The organism is Chitinophagales bacterium (assembly GCA_017303835.1).
GTDB lineage: Bacteria > Bacteroidota > Bacteroidia > Chitinophagales > Chitinophagaceae > JAFLBI01.
Map to the genome: position 1 here is coordinate 2,197,889 of JAFLBI010000001.1, position 22,692 is coordinate 2,220,580.

General features: G+C 42.6%; 21 protein-coding genes. 11 read left to right on the plus strand and 10 right to left on the minus strand.

Features of this window, described 5'->3' with window-relative positions; translation table 11 throughout:
* Window position 1 precedes the first annotated feature (1 nt).
* The 7 genes from J0L83_09860 to rlmD form a co-directional block, all read right to left on the minus strand.
* Entirely contained in the window at window positions 2-790 is a 789-nt protein-coding gene (locus tag J0L83_09860; protein MBN8664870.1) for a 5'-nucleotidase, lipoprotein e(P4) family, read from the minus strand.
* A gap of 42 nt (window positions 791-832) precedes the next feature.
* Window positions 833-1,147: a YHS domain-containing protein gene (locus J0L83_09865; protein ID MBN8664871.1), complete on the minus strand. Its 315-nt coding sequence runs from the start codon at window positions 1,145-1,147 to the stop codon at window positions 833-835.
* Window positions 1,148-1,157: 10 nt separating this feature from the next.
* Window positions 1,158-2,666 (minus strand): cysteine--tRNA ligase, encoded by a 1,509-nt coding sequence (locus tag J0L83_09870; protein ID MBN8664872.1) that lies wholly within the window; start codon window positions 2,664-2,666, stop codon window positions 1,158-1,160.
* Between the two features lie 108 nt (window positions 2,667-2,774).
* Window positions 2,775-3,893: an endonuclease/exonuclease/phosphatase family protein gene (locus tag J0L83_09875; protein MBN8664873.1), complete on the minus strand. Its 1,119-nt coding sequence runs from the start codon at window positions 3,891-3,893 to the stop codon at window positions 2,775-2,777.
* 29 nt (window positions 3,894-3,922) lie between these two features.
* Window positions 3,923-4,861 (minus strand): rhomboid family intramembrane serine protease, encoded by a 939-nt coding sequence (locus J0L83_09880; protein MBN8664874.1) that lies wholly within the window; start codon window positions 4,859-4,861, stop codon window positions 3,923-3,925.
* 10 nt (window positions 4,862-4,871) lie between these two features.
* Window positions 4,872-5,708: a rhomboid family intramembrane serine protease gene (locus tag J0L83_09885; GenBank protein ID MBN8664875.1), complete on the minus strand. Its 837-nt coding sequence runs from the start codon at window positions 5,706-5,708 to the stop codon at window positions 4,872-4,874.
* Between the two features lie 5 nt (window positions 5,709-5,713).
* Entirely contained in the window at window positions 5,714-7,132 is a 1,419-nt protein-coding gene (rlmD, locus tag J0L83_09890; protein MBN8664876.1) for a 23S rRNA (uracil(1939)-C(5))-methyltransferase RlmD, read from the minus strand.
* 92 nt (window positions 7,133-7,224) lie between these two features.
* On the opposite strand from rlmD, the gene J0L83_09895 reads away from it, so the two are divergent.
* Complete coding sequence (locus J0L83_09895) at window positions 7,225-8,655, plus strand: DUF5106 domain-containing protein (protein ID MBN8664877.1); 1,431 nt, start codon at window positions 7,225-7,227, stop codon at window positions 8,653-8,655.
* 22 nt (window positions 8,656-8,677) lie between these two features.
* Here the strand turns inward: J0L83_09895 and J0L83_09900 are convergent, their stop codons facing one another.
* Window positions 8,678-9,631 (minus strand): methylenetetrahydrofolate reductase, encoded by a 954-nt coding sequence (locus J0L83_09900; protein MBN8664878.1) that lies wholly within the window; start codon window positions 9,629-9,631, stop codon window positions 8,678-8,680.
* A gap of 101 nt (window positions 9,632-9,732) precedes the next feature.
* Here J0L83_09900 and lptB point away from each other — a divergent pair, with 101 nt between their 5' ends.
* The 7 genes from lptB to can all read left to right on the plus strand — a co-directional run bounded on the left by lptB (window position 9,733) and on the right by can (window position 16,363).
* Window positions 9,733-10,524 (plus strand): LPS export ABC transporter ATP-binding protein, encoded by a 792-nt coding sequence (lptB, locus tag J0L83_09905; protein ID MBN8664879.1) that lies wholly within the window; start codon window positions 9,733-9,735, stop codon window positions 10,522-10,524.
* 56 nt (window positions 10,525-10,580) lie between these two features.
* Window positions 10,581-12,089, plus strand: a complete 1,509-nt coding sequence (locus J0L83_09910) for a GH3 auxin-responsive promoter family protein (GenBank protein ID MBN8664880.1) — start codon at window positions 10,581-10,583, stop codon at window positions 12,087-12,089.
* Window positions 12,064-12,927 carry a DUF3667 domain-containing protein gene (locus tag J0L83_09915; GenBank protein ID MBN8664881.1) on the plus strand — a complete coding sequence of 288 codons (864 nt, stop codon included), beginning with the start codon at window positions 12,064-12,066 and terminating at the stop codon, window positions 12,925-12,927. The genes J0L83_09910 and J0L83_09915 overlap by 26 nt, the downstream gene beginning before the upstream one ends.
* Window positions 12,928-12,969: 42 nt before the next feature.
* Window positions 12,970-13,725 (plus strand): 3-oxoacyl-[acyl-carrier-protein] reductase, encoded by a 756-nt coding sequence (gene fabG, locus J0L83_09920; GenBank protein ID MBN8664882.1) that lies wholly within the window; start codon window positions 12,970-12,972, stop codon window positions 13,723-13,725.
* Window positions 13,726-13,823: 98 nt separating this feature from the next.
* On the plus strand, window positions 13,824-14,126 hold the full coding sequence (locus J0L83_09925) for a hypothetical protein (GenBank protein MBN8664883.1): 303 nt from the start codon (window positions 13,824-13,826) through the stop codon (window positions 14,124-14,126).
* Between the two features lie 42 nt (window positions 14,127-14,168).
* The gene (locus tag J0L83_09930; GenBank protein MBN8664884.1) at window positions 14,169-15,734 is read left to right on the plus strand and encodes a SulP family inorganic anion transporter; all 1,566 of its coding nucleotides are present in this window, start codon (window positions 14,169-14,171) and stop codon (window positions 15,732-15,734) included.
* Window positions 15,731-16,363, plus strand: a complete 633-nt coding sequence (gene can, locus J0L83_09935; protein MBN8664885.1) for a carbonate dehydratase — start codon at window positions 15,731-15,733, stop codon at window positions 16,361-16,363. The genes J0L83_09930 and can overlap by 4 nt, the downstream gene beginning before the upstream one ends.
* On the opposite strand, the gene J0L83_09940 is transcribed toward can, so the two are convergent.
* On the minus strand, window positions 16,364-17,323 hold the full coding sequence (locus J0L83_09940) for a sodium-dependent bicarbonate transport family permease (protein ID MBN8664886.1): 960 nt from the start codon (window positions 17,321-17,323) through the stop codon (window positions 16,364-16,366).
* A gap of 119 nt (window positions 17,324-17,442) precedes the next feature.
* On the opposite strand from J0L83_09940, the gene J0L83_09945 reads away from it, so the two are divergent.
* Genes J0L83_09945 through J0L83_09955 form a run of 3 tightly spaced genes read left to right on the plus strand, consistent with a single transcriptional unit; the run spans window position 17,443 to window position 21,913 of the window.
* Window positions 17,443-19,143, plus strand: a complete 1,701-nt coding sequence (locus tag J0L83_09945; GenBank protein MBN8664887.1) for an ABC transporter ATP-binding protein — start codon at window positions 17,443-17,445, stop codon at window positions 19,141-19,143.
* 4 nt (window positions 19,144-19,147) lie between these two features.
* Window positions 19,148-20,509, plus strand: a complete 1,362-nt coding sequence (locus J0L83_09950) for an HlyD family efflux transporter periplasmic adaptor subunit (GenBank protein ID MBN8664888.1) — start codon at window positions 19,148-19,150, stop codon at window positions 20,507-20,509.
* Between the two features lie 3 nt (window positions 20,510-20,512).
* On the plus strand, window positions 20,513-21,913 hold the full coding sequence (locus J0L83_09955) for a TolC family protein (protein ID MBN8664889.1): 1,401 nt from the start codon (window positions 20,513-20,515) through the stop codon (window positions 21,911-21,913).
* A 2-nt stretch (window positions 21,914-21,915) separates the two neighbouring features.
* On the opposite strand, the gene J0L83_09960 is transcribed toward J0L83_09955, so the two are convergent.
* Window positions 21,916-22,674 (minus strand): DUF2490 domain-containing protein, encoded by a 759-nt coding sequence (locus J0L83_09960; GenBank protein ID MBN8664890.1) that lies wholly within the window; start codon window positions 22,672-22,674, stop codon window positions 21,916-21,918.
* Window positions 22,675-22,692 lie beyond the last annotated feature (18 nt).

A 22,692-nucleotide genomic window follows, 5' to 3' on the forward strand; every position in this document is an offset into this window, starting at 1 on the left:
ATCAATAGCCTTTCAGTTGTGCTTTGTATGCAGAATCTTTCTGTGCATTGTTTAAACCACGCTTATATTGAATCAATGCATTTTCCCATTCGCCATAAATGGCATTGGGTAATACAATGAACTTCTTGCCCCATTCTGCCTGCACTGCATCGGTTTCAGCAAAACGATCCGCAATATTTTTTTTCTCGAATACCTTAGCGAAATCATTGAGGTTATCACCCAACAGCATTACAATATCATACTGTTCAGCCACTTTTTGTCTGCGTGCCTCCTTAGAAGATTCGTTAGACAAGAATAAGAGATGCTCAGCAGTAGCATCAGGGAATTGATATGCTTGCAGGTTCTTCAATGTGGTACTTACTTCAGCTGTATCTCTGTTGGAGATATAAAAAACATGAAAGCCCATTTGCTTGGCTTTCTGAAAAAAAGCAACAGCACCGGGTAAGGGTGTTGCGGCAGCTTTGCTGGTCCAGTTTTTCCAATTCGCAGGATTGTATTCTGCATTTGTTTTGATGGACTGTGCTTCGCTATAGCTATTATCCAAAGCAGTTTCATCAATATCGGTGATGATGGCAAGAGGACGTTTATGCTTTTTTACTTTGATAGAAGCCAGACGCATTTCCGCCAAATTGAATGCCTGATAACAGAGTGCACGATATTCAGCTGCATGCTGATGCCACAAAACCGGCAAAAGCTTATTAGGTGCAGCTGTATGTTGAGCCTGCATGTTTTGAGCAGAAAGCTGCTGTAGCAATAACAGTAAGGCAAAGCTGAAAAGTAGTTTCTTCATATTGAATGTATAGACAAAGAGGCCCGAAGGCCTCCTCATTGATTATTGCTCTTTATTTTCTTTTTCAATCTGCGCAACCATCTCATCTGCATGTGCTAAAAAGTCTTGCTTGCAGCCTTCAGCACAAAAACCATACACTTTCCCTTTGTAGTGTGCTGTATCGCTGATACCTGCAGTAACAGGCATGCCGCAAGAAGGGTCTTTCTTGTTGTAGACCATCGCTGGCGTAAATCTTGCTGTTTCAACAGCAGCACTATCTGTTGAAGCTGGACTCATGGCTTCAGCAGATTCTTTTTTCTCTCCATTCTTACAGGCCACCGCAAGCGCCAATAAGCAAAGCACACTGATCTTTTTCATATTGATGGTTTTAATTGTTGATACTCCAACTCACACTTCCGTCTTTCTCGTCTTTGAGTTGTATCCCCAAAGTTGCCAATTCATTTCGGATTTTATCACTGGTCACATAATCTTTTCTACTCTTAGCATCTTTCCGGATATCAATCAGCAATTGCAATACACCACCCAGCTTGTTATCATCATCCGCCTGCTCTGCTTTTAATCCAAAAATCTCTTCCAGAAACAGGTGAAAGTATTGCTGCATTTTTGCAATCGTACTTCCCGCTACAGCATTGGCAGCTGTTTGTCCATGACGAATGCTATTGATAATCGGTGCCAGCTCAAACAAATTCGCCAAGACCTTCGCTGTATTCAAGTCATCATTCATGAATTCATACAACTCAGCGAGTAATTGCTGTACTTTCTGATCCAATGCTTCATCAGCTGCATTGGCATTATCCGTACTCAACTTCTGGAGGTTCTCATACGCTTCCCACAAACGCTTCATCCCTTTTTCTGCAGACTGCAGTGCCTCATTACTAAAGTCAAGCGTACTTCTGTAATGCGACTGCAGAATAAAGAAGCGAATCGTCATAGGATGATAAGCCTGCTCCAATATTGGGTGTGTGCCTGCAAACAGCTCACTCAGCTTGATCACATTGTTATAACTCTTTCCCATCTTCTTACCGTTGATGGTAATCATGTTGTTATGCAACCAATAGCGCGCTGGTGTTTTGTGGTTGCAAACCGTACTCTGTGCAATCTCACATTCATGGTGCGGAAACTGCAAATCCATACCCCCACCATGGATATCAAATTCTTCGCCCAAATATTTTGTACTCATCGCAGAGCACTCAATATGCCAGCCGGGGAAACCTTCGCCCCAAGGGCTAGCCCAACGCATGATGTGTTCTGGCGGTGCATTTTTCCATAAGGCGAAATCGCTTTTATTACGCTTCTCCTCCTGATTGTCCAGTTCACGCGTGGTATCTAATTGTTCATCCAAATTACGACCACTGAGCATACCATAAGGCATACCCTTGGCACTATAATCGCGGTGATATTTCTCTACATCGAAATACACAGAGCCATTTGCTTCATATGCATAACCATCTTCAATGATCTTTTTGATCATCTCAATCTGCTCTACTATATGTCCCGTTGCAGTTGGCTCAATGCTTGGCGGCAGGTTATTGAACTGTGCCATGGCCCAATGATAGAGATTGGTGTACTTCTGTACCAACTCCATGGGCTCCAATCTTTCTACTGCTGCTTTTTTGCTGATTTTGTCTTCTGCCTCACGACCTTCTTCTTCAAAGTGACCAGCATCAGTAATGTTTCTTACATAGCGCACTTTGTAGCCAAGGTGCATCAGATAACGATACACCACATCAAAAGTGATGAAGGGACGTGCATGACCCAGATGACTTTCGCCACTTACTGTTGGACCGCAGACATACATGCCCACATGACCTTCGGTGATGGGTGTAAATACTTCTTTCTGACGGGTTAGTGAATTATAGACTTTTAATGACATGATGTACTAATTGAACGTTGATGCAATAGAATAATACAGCGGGTTGCGGGAATCAGCAACAACAACAACAAACTATGGACAACTGTATTGGCATCGAGGCTCGAAATTACATCATTTTCGCACACGCAGGTCGGCAATCAGCATCTGGTGATCGCTGAGGCCTTCGTCAACCAGATCGCATTGCAGTACTTCCAGCTGCTTATCGGGCAGGATATAATCGATACGCAGGGTTGGCGCCAAAGAATTATAAGTTCTGCCGATGCCAAAATCCTTTTTCAGAAAAACATCCTGTCTATCACCTTTCACGCGGAAATATGTATATGAACCGGGCACATCATTGAAGTCGCCACATATAAATGAAGGCAAACGATTCTGCATCAACACTTCTTGTATCATATCCGCTTGCGTGCCACGATAACGGAAAGCCTCGCGCATTTTCCGCAGAATAGGTCGCGACGAACTCAATGGATCTGCTTCACCCTCTTTCAGGTCATACATATTGGCATAATCTTCCACACCAAAATTGAAAGATTGCAAGTGAGTTGTATAGACGCGAATAGTATCCTTACCCTTTACCACATCTGCCCAGATCAGGTGTTCTCCGTTGGCATAGCGAATCTTACCTGTATCTACAATGGGCAGTTTGGAAAAAAGTATGGTGCCCGCTTGGTAATGATCACTGAAAGCATAATCGTGCGAGAAATAGTAGTATGGAAATGCTTTTTGAAACAAACCAATATTGTCTGAACGCACTTCCATCTTAGTACTATGGTTAAATTCTTGCAGACAAATCACATCAGCGCCAGATTCATCGATGGTTTTGAATATCTCTTCGCGGATTAGGCGCAGGGTTGACTTAGTACCACTCAATCCATTAAACCCATGGATATTCCAAGTAATGACACGAATGGCATCCGGTGCTTTTGCTATTTGAAACCTTTCTGTAGGATGGAAGGCAAAAATGGATAGAACCTGTTGATAGCCTGCCAGTAATACTATAATTGGAAAAATGGCGACGATGGGACGCATGATCAACCAGAACAAAACAAAAAATAGCAATGTGATGATCAAGTAAGGCATCACCAGCGATACAAAGCCTGATGGCCAGAAATCAACAGGATTCAGTATTGGGGAAAAACATCCCAACACAAAAATTAGTGCTACAATAAGATTGATGATAAGGAAGAAAAGCCTGAAATAATATTTAAAGCCTGAAGCCTTGGTTGCCATGCATTAAAAGTACTAAATCAGTCGTATTCTTACAGCTCTTCTTCGGATGCTCTTTTCAAAAATGCTTTCTCTTCTTCAGTGAGCATTTCATACCCATGCTGATTGATCTTATCCAAAATGGCATCCAGTTTTTGTTGCGTAAGCAAAGGTGTTTTGGTATAAGGCTTTTTATTGGAGCGATAATACAATTGTTCTTTGCGCTTATCTGAGCGATGCTTTTTCTCCGGATTAAACAAATCATCTATCCACTGCACCAAACTGGTCATCCATGCACCAATATCTCTACCCTTACGTAGTTGATGGATATAGATAAAACCAATTGCTGCACCAGTTAAATGTGCGAGCGCAATGCCACCATTGGCACTGGCGATGAAAGCAAAATCAATGGCAACGAAAATCAAGGTAAGCACCCACAAAGGAATACCACCATTGAGCAAAGGAAAGATTCTGTAGTCAGGTGTCAATGTCGTTGTTGCAACAGCAATGGCCATTACTGCAGCACCGGCACCCATGAGATTGGGCATAAACTCGAGGTTGCGTTGAAAAGCAGGAACCAAGTTTACGCTGAGTAAAAAAACCAAACCGCCGATAAACCCACCATATAGATAAACAGGAATAAGCTTATTGTTTCCGGAGAGATCCTGCAGGATATAACCAAATGCCCAAAGCCAAAGCATATTAGACAGAAAAGCCCAGATCTGCATATGCGTAAACATATAGGTAAGCAAAGTCCAGGGTCTCGTAAAAAACATATCCGGATCGGAAGGCAGCACAAACCAATTCAGTATCTGCTTACGGAAGAATAATTCTGCCGTAGCATTATCATCATAAGAAAGAAAATAAGTGATCTTCAGAAAGTTCAACAGGATGAACATAATGCCGTTGATGGCAAAAAGCAATACAAGGCCGTTATTATCCTGCCCCAGCAATAATTGTCTGCCCGATCTTGAATAAGCGCTTGTTTGCACGGCTGTTTTTTTAATAAAACGTTTTTTTATTCTTTTTGTTCCAAGTGAGTACGATGAGGAAGCCTACAATTGCTCCACCAATATGCGCCCAACGGGCTACATTGTCACCGGCTGAATTACGTAAGGCAAACAGCACTTCATACCCGAAATACAACAAACCCAACCATTTGGCCTTGATGGGCACCAAAAAGTACAAATAAATATAGGTGTTGGGGAAGAGATAAATAAATGCGGCCAATACACCAAACACCGCACCGCTGGCGCCGATGGTTGCATTGTTGACGGCAGATTTATATGCTTTGGTAATGCTTTGGAAAAGCAGGTCCACTGATTGATTGTCCTGCGGATTTTCTCTAATAAACTCCAGCGACTGTGCAGGAAAGCCCACATGGTATTTATTGATGAAGTCAATCATGGCATTCACTAAGGCCTGATTACCAGCATCCTGCTTATTGAATACATATTGATAGTCTCGAGCTAACTCAGCGAATTCATAATTCAAGAACAACAAATGAATAAATGCTGCCCCCAAGCCACAAACCAGGTAGAAAGTGAGAAAGCGTTTTGGTCCCCATAGATTTTCCAGAATAGAACCAAACATCCAGAGCGCAAACATATTCCCGAAGATGTGGCCGAAATCGCCGTGCAAAAACATGTGCGTGATTAATTGCCAAGGACGGAACAGCTCACTCTGCCAGGCGTGCAAGGCCAGATTATCTTCAAAAGAGAAACTAGTGGTTGGACCGCTGAAAGTTATCTGCGCCAAAAACATCAGCCCATTAATGATGAGCAGGTTCTTGACGATGAGTGGCAATATTTCAAATCGCGTGGGTCTGAATTCAGTCATGGTAATTAGCGCAATTTCAATTGTACAACATTTTCAATGTGGTGGGTATGCGGAAACATATCCACCGGCTGCATTCTGGTAACTGCGTATTTTTCATCCAGTAAAGCCAGGTCTCTGGCTTGTGTGGCTGGGTTACAGCTTACATACACCACTGTGGGTGCGCTGATCTCCAGCAATTTATTGACGAGTTTTTCATGCATACCGGCTCTTGGCGGGTCAGTAATCAATACATCCGGTTTGCCATGCGTAGCAAAAAATGCGTCATCACAGATATTGATTACATCACCAGCCGTGAAATAAGAGTGCTGAATGCCGTTGAATGCTGCATTGAGTTTGGCATCTTCTATCGCGTCAGCAATCAATTCCACCCCAACAATCTTGGCAGCGCCCTTGCTGCAGAAAATACCAATACTACCTGTACCGCAATACAAATCGTATAAGACTTCTTTTCCCGTTAGGGCCGCGAACGCTCTGGTAACCTGATAGAGTTTTTCTGCCTGACGGGTATTGGTTTGGAAGAAAGACTTGGGACTGATTTTAAAACGAAAATCTTCCAGCTGTTCAATGATATAACCCGGGCCATGATAGACTTCCGGTTTCAAATCATGAATACTATCGTTATGCTTGCTGTTGATTGTATATAGTAACGTGGTAATCTGTGGAAACAACTGCAGCAAATGATCGAGCAGCTGCTCACGCAATGAACGCTGTTCATAGCCCAATACCAGATTCACCATCAGCTCACCAGTAGTCGCAATACGGATGATGATATTACGTAACCAACCTTGGTGCTGGCGGATATCGTAAAATGGTGCATGATGTTGTTCTGCAAAAGCCACAATCGCTTTACGAATGGCGTTGGTAGGTTCTTCCTGTAGATGACAGGTATCAATCTCTACTACTTTATCAAAAAAGCCACGCGCATGAAAGCCGGCTACTTTATCGCTCTCGGGGAATGTACCCGATTCCTTCATCTTGCGAAACTCATCAGTAGGGATATAGCGCTGCGTAGCAAACGTGTATTCAATTTTATTGCGATAGCCTTGCGTTACATCAGCCCCAATAATGGGCGGCATCTCCGGTAAAGCAACTTTACCAATGCGGGTGAGATTATCCAGCACTTGCTGCTGCTTGTATCCCAACTGTTTGGCATAAGGCAGGTGTTGCCACTGGCAGCCACCACATACACCAAAATGTGTACAGAAAGGATTGACCCTATCGGGCGAATATTGATGAAAGCGAATGGGGCGCCCCTCTGCCCAATCTTTTTTACTCTTACCCAGTTGAACATCTACAATATCTCCGGGTACAGTATGTTCCAGAAAAATCACTTTCCCATTAACCCGGGCAAGCGATTTACCCTCGGCAGCATAATCTTCTACCAATACTTTTTCCAGAATAACGGGCGGTTTCTGCTTTCTCACGGCGCAAAAGTAAGGCTTGCCGAATCGAATCTGCTGTGTATTAACAAAAAGCAAGAAGCCAATCCTGTAATTTTAACGCCAGAATGATGCGTATGAAAAGATTGGTACTGAGTCTATTGCTTATCTGGGCGGGCATAGCTATGGCCCAAACGCCTGCGGGCAGAAATATCCAGATTACCCTTAAGCCATTGAAGAACTGTAAAGTGTATTTGGGCAGTTATTACGGTAAAACCAGGGTTCTGGCAGATTCCTGTATATTGAATGCCAATAGTCAGGGTGCTTTCCGAGGCAAAACCAAACTAACCGGCGGTATCTATTTTGTGGTATCGCCAGATTATGTAATTCAGTTTGAATTACTGATGGACAAAGCCCAGCAGTTCAGCATTGTGGCTGATACGGCACAGAAAGACAAAGCCATTATCACCGGCTCGCCTGATAATGATCTTTTCCGGAAATACTCACAATTCTCTGCCAATAAGGGCATGCAGTTGCAAGCCCTGGAACAGCAATTGCAACAAGCACGCACTGCAGCGGATTCATCTCGCTTACAATCACTCATAAATGCGGCTAGTAACGATTTACAGGTATATCGCAAGAACATCATGCAGCAGCAACCAAGATCGATGCTGAGTATGTTGTTCAGAGTGATGCAAACGCCTGCTGCGCCTGCTATCCCCATCGTCAATGGTAAGCCTGATTCGGCTTTTCCATATCGTTATGTAAAAGAACATTTCTGGGACGATGTAATCTTCAACGATGATCGCTTATTGCGTACACCCTTCTTCGAACCCAAGCTGGATGATTATTTCAAATATTATGTTTCACCTGATCCAGATTCTGTGATTCAGGAAGTACAATACTTGCTCCTGTCCGCACGAGGCACCAAGGAATTATATCCTTACCTCTTAACCAAGTTCACCAATAAATACATGAACCCTGAGTACATGGGTCAGGATAAAGTATTTGTGTACTTATTTGAACAACATTACCTCAAAGGTGATACCACTTATCTGAACGCTGCATCGCGCAAAACCATTTTCGACCGTGGCTATAGCATGATCGCGAATCAGCTGGGTCAACCTGCCCCAGTATTGGATTTGACAGATACTACCGGTAAACCGCAGGCTTTGTATGCTATCAAAGCGCCTTTCACTTTTGTGAGCTTTTGGGATCCCCATTGCGGCCACTGCAAGGAAACCATGCCAAGAGTGGATTCTATTTATCGCGCTAAGTGGAAAAATCTGGGTGTAGCACAATATGCTGTGAATGTGGATGAGAAAATTCTTGATGACTGGAAAAAGTTTATTCAGGATAACAAGCTGGAAGGTTGGACGCATGTGTATCAAACCAGAGCAGCAAGACAATTGGAAGAAAAAGCAGGCCTGCCTAATTTCAGGCAGTTGTATGATGTGAAAGTGACGCCAACTTTTTATTTATTGGACAAAGACAAACGCATCATCGCCAAACAGCTTACCATAGAACAGTTTGATGAATTGATCACCGAAAGGTTGAAGAAAAAATAAAGGGGCAAGTGCCCCTTTTTATTTAGATGATTTCTTTTACCACATTCCAAATCACTTTGGGTTTACCCAAAGTATAGTAGTGCAATACAGGTACGCCGAATTTCTTTAATTCGCGGCTCTGATGAATCAGCCATTCTGTACCCACTTTCTCGCATTCCTCGTCAGTCTTACATTTCATAATAGCGTTGCTGAGCTCTGTAGGAATATCTACATGGAAAATTCGCGGCAAAACGCTTAACTGCTTCTTATTGGTAATTGGTTTCAAGCCCGGAATGATGGGTACATTGATACCCATATCACGACAAGCTTTTACATAATCAAAGAATTTCTGATTATCGAAGAACATCTGTGTCATGATATAATCTGCACCAGCATCAACTTTGTCTTTGAGCCTTTGCAGATCAATCTCCAAATTGGGCGCTTCAAAGTGTTTCTCTGGATAACCGGCAGTACCAATACAGAAATCAGTTTTACCACCGTTGCGGATATCGTCGTCCAAATAAATACCACTATTTAGGTTAACTACTTGTCGCTGCAAATCAATCGCGTAACGGTGTCCATCCGCTTCTGGCTCAAAAGAAGCTTCGTTCTTGGCTGCATCACCACGCAACACCAATACATTATCAATACCTAAGAAGTTCAGGTCAATCAGCGCATCTTCACTTTCGCGCTTATTAAAACCACCGCAAATAAAATGTGGCACCGTATCCACTTGATAGTGGTTCATGATGGCCGCACAAATACCCACCGTACCGGGACGCTTGCGCACTTCTACTTTTTCAAAAGTGCCATCAGTCTTCTTTTTAAAAGCCGTTTCACTTCTGTGATAAGTAACATTGATCCAAGATGGTTTAAACTCCATCAATGGATCCAGATGATCATATAAACTTTGGATAGTCTTGCCCTTGAGTGGTGGCAATACCTCAAATGAAATCAGGGTGTCTTTGGCCTGTTGGATGTGCTCGGTTACTTTCATGCTGCTAAATTGCTGCAATATACAGTACAAAATCACTGTTAATGATTGTTGTACAGGGATTATCCTGTTCAATTCACCCTATTTTTGCGCAAATCATTCGTTTGAACCTGACCATCCATACCAAAGACCTGATTAAGACTTACGGCGGCAGAACCGTGGTAAAACAAGTTTCTGTAAACGTAAATCAGGGTGAAATTGTGGGTTTGTTAGGGCCTAATGGTGCCGGCAAAACAACTACTTTCTATATGGTGGTTGGCCTGATTAAGCCAGACCAGGGCCATGTTTACCTGAATGATCAGGACATTACCAAACTGCCAATGTATAAGCGAGCCCAAATGGGCATTGGTTACTTACCACAGGAAGCCAGCGTGTTTCGTAAGCTGAGTGTGGAAGACAATATCATGGCGGTATTGGAAATGACCAAACTCACCAAGGGCGAAAGGCAACACAAATTGGAGACCTTATTGGATGAATTTAACCTGCACCATGTACGCAAAAACAATGGTGATAGCCTGAGTGGTGGCGAACGCAGAAGAACAGAGATTGCACGCGCATTGGCAGTAGACCCAAAATTTATTCTACTAGATGAACCCTTTGCTGGTGTGGATCCGATTGCAGTTGAGGATATTCAAACAGTGGTTGCAAAGCTGAAGTACAAAAACATTGGTATTCTAATTACAGACCACAACGTAAATGAAACCCTGTCTATCTGCGACCGGGCCTATCTCTTGATTGAAGGAAAAATCTTCCAGCATGGTACTGCTGAAGAGCTTGCCGATAATGAGCAAGTACGCAGACTTTATTTGGGTACCAATTTTGAGCTACGCAGAAAAGACTGGATCATTGAAATGGAAAGAGACAATGCTGCCAGACAAAATGCAGAAAACCAATAACTAAACATTCTTCTATTGCTGTTTTTGCCGGGCATTGATTATTTTGCCAACACCGCATGAAGCTGCTCAGCCCCGCCATATCCCGACTGGCCCGTTTACGCTATGCCAATATTGAGCATTGGGTACATGATCCTGTGCACGCACAGCGCGATGTGCTTCAAGACCTTGTTACCCATGGCCAGTACACAGAGATTGGTAGAAAGTATGGCATGAACAAGTTGTTCAAAGTGCGCGACTTTAAACAAGCTGTACCGATTCACGAATACAACGACCTGAAGCCCTATATCGAAAGATTGATGCAGGGGGAGGAAAACCTGCTCTGGAATACGCCAGTTGAATGGTTTGCCAAGAGCAGTGGTACCACAAGCGATAAAAGTAAATTCATCCCAGTGACGGAAGAGAGTTTACAAGATGGCCATTTCAGTGCATCCAAAGATGTACTAACCATGTATTATCACTTCAATCCGGATAGTGATTTATTAACCGGTAAAGGATTGGTAATCGGCGGCAGCCATCAAATTAATAAACTGAATGATAGTCAGCATTACGGCGATTTAAGTGCTGTCTTGTTACAAAACACGCCTTTCTGGGGACAATGGTTGCGTACGCCTGAATTATCCATTGCATTGATGGATGAATGGGAGACTAAAATTGAGCAATTGGCTCAATCAACCATTTACGAAAATGTAACATCAATTGCAGGTGTACCTACCTGGACACTTGTCTTAATTAGACGCATTCTGGAAATTACCGGAAAGCGCACGCTGAAAGAAGTATGGCCGGGACTGGAATTATACATTCATGGCGGTGTTTCCTTTACACCGTATAGGGAACAGTTTGCCAAGTTGATTGGTGCAGATATTCATTACCTCGAAATCTATAATGCGAGCGAAGGTTTCTTTGCGGCACAGGCCAGTCCAGAAGACGATGGTATGCTACTCTTCTTGAATCATGGCATTTTTTATGAGTTCATGCCGCTGGAAGAATACGGTAAAGCAAATCCGGAAACCATTGGTTTGAATAAAGTAGAATTGGGCAAACAATACGCATTGGTTATTTCAACCAATGGCGGTCTTTGGCGCTATTTAGTTGGTGATACTGTTCAGTTTACTTCCTTAAAGCCATACAGAATCAAAGTAAGTGGCAGGATCAAACACTATATCAATGCATTTGGCGAGGAAGTGATTGCAGATAATGCAGACAATGCGATTGCTGCAGCCTGCGCGCAGACTGGCGCTGTGGTGAATGATTATACCGCTGCACCGGTTTACTTCAGTGATCATGGTAATGGTGCACACGAATGGCTGATAGAATTTGAACAGGTACCCGCTGATATGGCCACCTTCACCAAAGCACTGGATGAAGCCCTGAAAGCCGTAAACAGTGATTACGAAGCCAAAAGGCATAAAGACATTGCGCTGGGTATGCCCATTGTACAATCCATTCAAAAAGGTAGCTTTAAGGAATGGTTACGCAGCAAGGGTAAGCTTGGCGGCCAGCATAAAGTTCCAAGACTCAGCAACGACAGAACCTATATTGATGAAATCAAGCAACACCTATCATAACCACGAGGTGATCTGCAAAAACTGTGGCCACACTTTCACAGGTCATTACTGTAATAACTGTGGCGAGAAAGTCTATTCATCACACGATAAATCATTGCTGCATATAGCAGAAGAGTTTCTGCACTTTCTCACACACTTCGAAGGAGCTTTTCTTACTACACTAAGAACAATTATTACCACACCCGGTAAGTTCTCTCTTGATTATTGCAACGGTATTCGTAAAAAGTATTTCAAGCCAGTTTCACTTTTTCTGCTGCTGGTTATTCTATACCTGCTGTTCCCGAAATACCAGGGGTTGAATATGAAACTGAACACCTATGCAAATGATGAGTATGAATACACCTGGTTTTCGGTTCCGTTAATTAAAAATAAGATGCAAAAAGAAGCAGTAACTTATCGAACAATCGCAGATCGTTACGATAAAAAATCACCTGCTGTTTCTAAAATAACTTTGTTTTCCCTCATTCCCTTATCAGCATTGTTTCTAGCTGCTTTGTTCTTTTACAGAAAGAGATTATTATTTGATCATTTCATCATTGCGATTGAGTTGAGTGCATTCTTTATTGCATTACATTTTTTGATCGTTCCATTTATTGCCTTTGTTGTAACAGCTATACACCAACCTTGGGAACGCTTTTTCTGGGATGGTAATTATTGGGTTGAATATCCAGTTTTACTAATGGATACGCTTTACATTACTTTTGCTTTCAGAAGATTCTATGACACCAAATGGTTACTGACAATACCATCTGCAATTGTTTTTCTTTATGTGTATGGTGAGTGGATATTTTACTTATATAAGATAATGGTACTCTACTTCACACTACAACTGTGCTGATGCGTATTATTTGCCTACTTTTACGCTGTTCAAAACCCTTTTATGAAACTACTTGAAGGAAAACTATCCATTGTAACCGGCGCAGCCAGAGGTATTGGCGCGGCCATAGCGCTTAAGCTGGCAGAACATGGCAGTAATATTGCATTTACCTATGTTAGCGACAGCAGTGCAGAAAAAGCTGCTGCACTGGAAGCACAAATTAAAGCCCTTGGTGTAAATGCCAAAGCATACAAAAGCAATGCAGCAGATTTTGCGCAGTGCGAAACCTTTGTCAACGATGTTGTAAAAGAGTTTGGCACCGTAGATGTGTGCGTGAATAATGCCGGTATCAGCAAAGACAATTTATTGCTGCGCATGAGCAAAGAACAATGGGATGAGGTGATTGATGTAAACCTGAGCAGTGTGTTCAATATGACCAAGCAGGTTATTCGCCCTATGATGAAGGCTAAAAAAGGCTCTATCATCAATATGAGTTCCATTATTGGTATTCGCGGTAATGCGGGCCAGGGTAGTTATGCTGCATCCAAAGCAGGTATTATCGGCTTTACCAAGTCTGTGGCACATGAATTGGGTAGCAGAAATATTCGTTGTAATGCCATTGCGCCAGGCTTTATTGAAACAGATATGACGCATTACCTCAAAGAAGGTGCTGCAGCTGAAGAATTCCTGAAAAAGATTCCCTTGGGCAGATTTGGTAAGGCAGAGGAAATTGCAGACACCACTCTTTTCCTGGCCAGCGACATGAGTGCCTATATCACCGGTCAGGTTATCAGCGCCTGCGGCGGATTGAATATTTAATTTTTCAAGCGATAGAAATGATAGAAGTGTGGCAATGCCACACTTTTTTTTGCTCGTTCTTAAAAAAAGTTAGCTTTATGCAACCCTAAACACCCGGCTTGAAGAAACCCTTAATCGCCATATTATTGCTGCATGTACTGTTCATCCAGCTGCTACCTTTTGAGCAAATCGGCAAAGCGCTCATCAGTAATCAGTGGACGGAAGAAATACCTTGTGCAGAAGTACATGAATATGGCACGTTCAAGTCAAGCTTATTGTATTCAGATGAGCTGGGTATATTTCTCTCCGCGAAGAATATCAATGCAACATTAATCAACTGGACGATTGTCGCATTCAAAGAAACCCTGCCACAAAACCATGCTGCCGAAATACTGGTTCCCCCTCCAAATGTTTGTTGTTAAATGTATCCTACAACAAGCTCCTTTTCAAGAACCAGTTAAATCATGAAAAAAAACCATTTGCAGCATCTTGCTGCTGACTTTCCCGCATCTATCGTTGTGCTCTTAGTAGCGATACCGCTTTGTCTTGGTATTGCACTGGGTAGTGGAGCACCTTTATTCTCGGGTATCATCGCAGGTATAATTGGTGGTATCGTTATTGGAATACTGAGTGGATCGCATTTGAGTGTAAGCGGGCCCGCAGCAGGTCTTACTGTTATTGTTGCTGCTGCCATCACAAAACTCCAGGTATTTGATGCATTTCTTTTGGCCGTAGTGTTAGCCGGCTTGTTTCAGATTGTGTTTGGTTACCTGAAAGCAGGTGTGATTGGTGATTATGTACCAAATGCAGTTATCAAGGGTATGCTTGCAGCGATTGGTCTGATCTTAATCCTCAAGCAGCTGCCACACTTGGTTGGTTATGACGCAGACTTTGAGGGTGACATGTCATTTAAACAAGCCGATAATCAGAATACACTCACAGAAATATTGGCTTCCTTCGAACAGTTTTCGCCAGCAGCAATACTCATTGGTTTATTGAGTTTAAGCATACTCACATTATGGGAAACAAAGTTTTTCAAAAAAACCAAATGGTTGCAACTCATCCCTGGTCCACTTGTGGTGGTACTCACGGCCATTGCTTTACACACATGGATTCAGACAAGCTTTCCCGAACTGTCTTTGCAAAAAGAGCATATGGTTAATTTACCTGTTGCTATAGATACCCAACATTTTCTCTCGTTTTTTACTTTTCCTGATTTCAGCCAAATCATCAATCCTGCTGTTTGGTCAGCAGCACTCACCATTGCACTGGTAGCCAGTCTGGAAACTTTACTTGGCATTGAAGCGGTTGACAAACTTGACCCACTAAAAAGAATCAGTCCGTCTAACCTGGAATTAAAAGCACAAGGCGTTGGTAATATAGTTTCCGGATTATTGGGTGGCTTGCCAATGACTTCTGTTGTAGTACGCAGCTCAGCAAATGTTGCTGCAGGAGGAAAAACAAAAATGAGTACCATACTACACGGCATACTGATGTTGTTGTGTGTGGCCTTCATACCAAAATTATTAAACCTGATACCGCTCAGTGCACTAGCTGCTGTATTGATTTTTACCGGATACAAACTGGCTAAGCTTTCTATATTCAAAGAATTCTATTCAAAGGGATGGGACCAGTTTGGTCCTTTCTTAATCACGATCCTGGCAATACTTTTTACCGATTTATTAGTTGGTATCTGTATTGGTATTATTGCTGGTTTGTTCTTTCTGGTGAGAAGTAATTTCCGCAGCAGCGTGCTGATGGTGAATGACAATAATCACTATCTGGTTAGGCTGAGAAAGGATGTATCTTTTCTGAACAAGCCTGTTATCAAAAAGCTATTGGAAGAAATTCCAGAAAATGCATTTGTGATTGTAGATGCAACAAGAGCAGATTTTATTGATAAAGATGTGATTGAAGAAATCAACATTTTTATTCAGCATGCACATTTAAAAAACATCCGTTTCAGCATCAAGAAAAGTCAGCATAAACCAAACCATCTTTTGTTCCTTTCAAATACCCAAGCATCATGAAAGCTTATCAACGTTTACTCTTAGAGAACAAAGCCTGGTCTAAAGAAAAATTACAGGACGATCCTGATTTTTTCTCCAGACTAGAACACATACAAACACCCGAATTTCTCTGGATTGGTTGTAGCGATAGTCGCGTACCCGCAAATGAAATTACCGGTACTCAACCGGGAGAAATCTTTGTACACAGAAATATTGCCAATTTGGTTGTGCATACCGACTTGAATCTACTCAGCGTATTACAATATGCAGTGGAAGTCTTGAAAGTGCACCACATCATTGTTTGCGGACACTATGGTTGTGGCGGTGTGAAAGCATCCATGACGCACCATAATCTGGGTATCATCAATAAATGGTTACGCAATATCAAGGATGTATATCGCATACACCGGGATGAGATCGACACACTTGAAGATGAGGAAGCACGCGTGAATAAGCTGGTTGAATTCAATATTCAAGAACAGGTCATGAATCTGGCCAAGACCTCTATTGTCCAAAAAGCCTGGAAACATGAACATATACCGCATTTACACGGATGGGTATACGATTTAAAAGATGGCATCATCAAACCAGTATGTGAAATTCCTGCTGGCACCCATATTGATCCGCTGTACGAGTTTGATGATCTCTAATCAACCCTGTATCAACCACCAGTAAAAAGGAATACCCACGGTGATGTTGAAAGGGAAGGTTACACCCAAAGCCATTGGAATGTACAAACCCGGGTCGGCCTTGGGGGCTGCCAAACGCATGGCAGCGGGTACGGCGATATAAGAAGCGCTGGAAGCAAGGATGGCCATCATGAGTCTGTCGCCCGCTGAAATATTCCCAAAAGTTGTAAGACCGATGGCTAATAGACCATTAACAGGTGGAATAATTAGGGCTGCAGCGATTGCAAACCAGCCATAATGGCGAAAAGCCTTGAATCTTTTGGCGGCCACCATGCCCATTTCCAGCAGAAAAACAGCTAAAAATCCCTTGAAAATGTCCGAAGTAAAGGGTTTAATGCCCTCTGCCTGCTTGGAATCGGCTATCAGACCAATCAGCAAACTACCCACAATCATGAGTACTGAACCGTTGGTTAATGCATCATGTACTATGGTTCTGAAACGGTGTTGACCCGCAGATTCTTTATCAAATTTGCGCATCAAACCAACGCCCACCACAATAGCCGGTGCTTCCATTAAGGCCATCGCTGCCACCATATGCCCACCATAATGCACCTGGCTTGCTTCCAGAAAGCTGGCTGCTGATACAAAAGTAACCGCACTGACCGAGCCATATGCAGACGCCACGGCGCCTGCGTCGGAAACAGCCATCCTCGTTCGCATGAGGAAAAACACATAAAAAGGCACAATTACAGCCAATAACATGGCCAGTAAAAGCGTTAATCCAACTGTTGCATCCATGCCGCTGTGTGACAATTCCTGCCCACCTCTGAAACCGATAGAAAAAAGTAAATACAAGGAGATGAAGCGGGAGCTGGAAGCGGGTATTTCTAAATCGCTCTTCACGAGTGCAGCCAGAATACCCAGCAGGAAGAACAGCAATACCGGATTCGTCAGATTACTGATGATGATATTTCCGGTCATAAATGTTAATGATTTTTAAGTGTTTCAAGGCGCAACATAGAACAAACTGGCACTATCATTGTAAAGTGAATAGCACTTTTCGTTATTAATTTATATATCGACCTGATTTTTAACAACTTATGGCAAGCACCCCAGTATCTCCTTCGGGAGCGCTAAAGCGATTATTCCAGATACTCAGACTGGACAAAAAAGACATTTCTGCCATTTACATATTTGCCATCTTATCGGGTCTGGTTCAGCTGGCTATGCCACTGGGTATTCAGACCATCATCAGTTTCGTGATGGCCGGCTCTGTTTCAACCTCTATCATCATCCTGATTTTCCTGGTGGTTTTAGCAGTTTTTCTGAACGGACTATTGCAGGTAAGACAAATGCAGATTACAGAAAAAGTACAGCAGAAAATATTTGTACGCTATTCGTTTGAGTTCGCAGACAGGTTACCCAGACTCAATATTGAAAAGTTAGACAATTACTATCTGCCTGAACTGGTAAACCGATATTTCGATGCAGTTACCCTGCAAAAGGGTATCGAAAAATTGCTCTTGGAAATTCCACTGGCTGTTATTCAAATCACTTTTGGTTTGGTCTTACTGGCATTTTACCACCCTGTATTCATTGGCTTTGGCGCAGTATTGATCTTCATCGTTTTCCTGATCATCAAATACACTTCTGCCAAAGGATTTGAAACCAGTTTAAAAGCAAGTGACTATAAATACAGTTTAGCAGCTTGGCTGGAAGAATTGGCACGAGTGATTAAATCTTTCAAATACTCACGCGGCACAGACTTACACATGCAACGAGCCGATAAAATTCTAAGCGGTTACCTCCATTCGAGAACAGAACATTTCAGAATTCTGTTGACGCAGTACTGGAGTCTGGTGAGTTTTAAAATTTTAATCACAGCAGCCATGCTGATTGTGGGTGCATTGTTATTGGTGGATCAGCAAATCAATATTGGTCAGTTTATCGCAGCTGAGATTGTAATTCTTACCGTGATTGGTTCAGTAGAAAAGTTGATCATGAATCTGGACAAAGTATATGATGTGCTTACTTCTGTTCAGAAACTGAATAAAGTAACTGAAAGCGAAACAGAAGTAGAAGGCACAGCATTGATGTCTGATACAGGTAAGGGTGTTTCCATCGACTTCCACAACGTAAACTTCCAATATCAGGATGGCATACAGGCGCTGAAGGGCATGGACCTGCACGTTACACCAGGTCAGAAAGTATGTATCATGGGCGAAAGCGGCGCTGGTAAATCAACCATTCTTCGCTTGTTAACAGGAGCATTCACCAATTTCGAAGGTTCGGTACTCGTAGATAATGTACCTATCGCGAACTATAACCTTACATCGCTGCGTGCGAATACAGGTATTCTATTGAGTCAGCAGGATATTTTCCATGGCACTTTGTATGAGAACATCACCATGGGCAATAAATCAATTCAACTGAAAGACATTACCGAGCTGGCAGAAAGATGCGGACTGGTAAACTTTATTCAATCGCAACCCAAAGGTTTTGATACTGAACTTGATCCAACCGGTAAACGTTTGCCAAGTAAAATCAGGCAGGATATTTTATTGATGCGTGCGCTTCTTGGCAAACGCAGGCTACTCTTATTGGAAGAGCCTTTCCAGCATATGGAGAAACCATATCAGAACCACATTATGGATTACCTGAATGCAGACAGAGAAGCAACTGTATTGATTACAACAGAAGATGCTGAAATAGCAAAAGCTTGTGATATTTTATTGTACGTAGAAAATGGAGCCATCACTTTCCAGGGCAACTGGCAGCAATGGCAGGCAAAAAACAGCTAATCACATGAGCAGATATATTGATATAGAAATTGAATCACAAGTGGATGATCCAAAACTTGGTTCATTCAAAAAAATCTACGAGGTACACAAAACCAGTCAGGTTAGAAAATGGTTGTGGGGAAGCCTCATTGTTTTATTCGTTGTGCTTTTTCTGCCTTGGACGCAGAATATCCGTGCACGCGGCTCAGTAACCACACTATTACAGGAACAAAGACCACAGGAACTGAATAGCATCATTGCCGGTAGAATTGTCAACTGGTATTACAAGGAAGGTGATTTTGTGAAGAAGGGTGACACTATTCTGCAACTGGGTGAAGTAAAAGTTGACTACTTCGATCCCAAACTTCTTGAAAGAACCAAACAACAAATTGACGCTAAAAAAATTGCTATAGACGGTTATCGCAGCAAAGCGCAAACAGCTGCCATACAGGTACAGGCTTTGCAGGAGCAAAGAGATGCCAAGCTGAGAGAGCTGGCCATCAAACTGCAACAACAGGATTTGAAAGTGCAGGGCGATAGTATGGATGTACGTGCGGTAGATAATGAGTTGATGGTAACCAAAAGACAGATTGAAGCTGCCAAGCTCATGTTGGACTCAGGTGTAATTTCTCTGGTAGATTATGAAAGAAGAAAAGTGAGTTTTCAAAATGCTTTGGCCAAAAGAACAGTTGCAGAAAATAAATACCTGCAATCACTGCAGGAGATACAGCGCATTCGCGCGGAACGTGCAGGAACGATTCAGGAGTATATTGATAAGATCAATAAAGCTGAAGGAGAAAGATTCTCTTCTTTATCCAATGCAGCTACCGGTGATGCAGATGTGGCAAAGATGGAGAACCTCTATGCCAATTACGATTACCGTAATCAATTATACTATGTAACTGCACCTCAGGACGGACAGATTGCCAAAGCACGGAAAGCGGGTATTGGTGAAATGGTGAAGGAAGGTGATATGCTGGTGGAGATTATTCCTGACAAGATCAAGTATGCAGTAGAAATGTTTGTATCGCCGATGGATTTGCCTTTGATCTCTAAGGGACAAAAAGTACGATTCATCTTTGATGGTTTTCCGGTAATTGTATTCTCCGGCTGGCCACAAGCATCCTATGGTACTTTTGGTGGTGTGGTCTATGCTGTTGAAAAATCAGTGAGCAGTAACGGCAAGTTTCGTGTTCTCGTTGTAGAAGATCCCAAAGACAAACCATGGCCGCCGCAATTGCGCATGGGTGGTGGCGCCAATGGTATCGCATTGCTGAAAGACGTATTTATCTGGTACGAACTGTGGCGAAACATCAACGGATTCCCGCCTGAATATTATAAAGCATCAGAAGACAGCAAGGATAAAAGTGCAGAAAAGAAAAAATAAGTCATGAAACAGGCGTTGTTCTTCATTCTTTCTTTCATCAATATCAGTTCAGTGGCGGCACAACAAACCCGCAGCACTGAGTTAATGCCTGTTGATCTATACATTGCGCAGGTAAAGCAGAATCACCCGGTTGCCAAACAAGCATCTTTACAGGTAGCTATTGCCGAAGCTGCATTACTGGCTGCTAGAGGTAATTTTGATCCTGCTTTGCAAGGTGAATTCGAAAGAAAAACTTTCGATGCAAAAAACTATTATAACTACTGGAATCCGGAATTAAAAATCCCTACCTGGATTGGTGCCGAAGTAAAGTATGGTATTGAAAGCAATAGCGGCACATTCCTGAATAGCGAAACCACTTCAGGCAATACCAGCTATTTTGGTATTGAAATGCCTGTTGCACGTGGCCTGCTTATGGATAAGCGGCGCGCTGCTGTATTGCAGGCCAAGCAATACCGCAACATGAGCGAGCAAGAACGACTGAAGATGCTTAACGACTTGCTTTTTGATGCATATGTAAGTTATTATAGCTGGGCAGGCAGCTACCAGTTGTTCAATACGTATAACCGCTTTCTGCAGATTGCAAATGAACGCTTGCGCTTTGTACGTATCGCTTGGCAAAACGGTGATCGCTCACCCATGGATACACTGGAAGCATGGACCCAGGTACAAACATTTCGCGCCAGACAAGCAGAAGCTTTCATGCGTTTGAACACATCTCGCTTAGATATTTCTGCATTTCTCTGGATAGATCAGGATAGTGCTGTACTATTATCAGACAGATTCTACCCTGATACAACAAAGTTCAATCAATATGCTCAGGCAGAGCCGATGGAAAGTTTGATCACGCAAGCAATGATTGGTAATCCATCACTGCGTGCCTACGATTTTAAACTGAATAGTCTGGAAATTGAAAGAAAATTGAAGTTTCAAAGCTTCCTACCTTATGTTGACCTGAAATATAATCTACTCAATAAGGATTATTATGCATTCAAAAACTTTGGCGGCAATCTCTTAGAGAACAACTACAAATACGGATTAGATTTCAAAATACCCCTCTTCCTGCGAGAAGGACGAGGTGATTACAGAAAAGCAAAATTGAAAATTCAGGAGACCAAACTGGAACTGAATAATAAGCGCTGGGAAACCGAATTGAAAGTACGTAATTATTATAACGAAACATTTCAGCTGCAAAATCAGCTGGACCAGTACCAGCAAAACTATGTTGCTTTCAACACCTTGTTACGTAATGAAGAGCTTCGCTTTAGCAATGGTGAGAGCTCCTTATTCATGATCAACAGCCGTGAGAACAAAGTAATGGAGACTCAGGAAAAACTGGTTGAGTTGCGCATCAAATACTTCAAATCTTATTACGCCATTCAGTGGTCTGCAGGGTTACTGCGTTAATCCTAATTACCATCATGCAGGTTCGTCACCGGTGCATGTTTCTTACGCCAGTCAGCATTATAATAAAAGAAGAGACGCATGGTATGATTCAGGTCGTACACATTGCCAGATAATCTTTGCTGATATACTTGCATATAGCCAATATCGAAACTCCATTCTTTTGACAAAGCTTGTCGCATTCCAAAGAATAAGCGATTCTGGTCAAAACTATTATACACGATTTCCTTACCGTGCTGCACCAACAGTTCATCGGCCAATACAAGCGATGGTGTAAACGGCTTTTTACTGATGGGATAACTGAAACTCCATAATAAACGCAGGCGATTGGTGAATCTGGTTTGTCCCGTGCGCACATCATTCACCACTTTCTCCTGCCAGCGCTGTTCCAATCTTACTCTCTGTACAATCTGTAGTTTGCCCCATTTGCTATTGTACTGAATCTGTTCATGTAGTCGGTTCTCATTCACAAAATTCTGTCTGCCTGCAACACCTGGCGCCAGCCACATATGCCCATAACCCGCAGATAAAATGGTTTGCTGATTCAACCAGTGATAGGCACCAACACGTATAAAATAAAAGCCCGGATCAGCGATGAAATTATTTCTGCGCATGTGTACATCCGCCATCAAGCCCCAACGATCACTGAAGCGAATTGTGCTGTTCACGGAAGTCCAAAACATGTGTTCCTGATTCACCGTTTTTTGTGCTGTAACAATTCCCCAACAAAAAATGGATAGCATCAGCAGCTGAACCTGTTTCATACTGCGAATGTATCCATC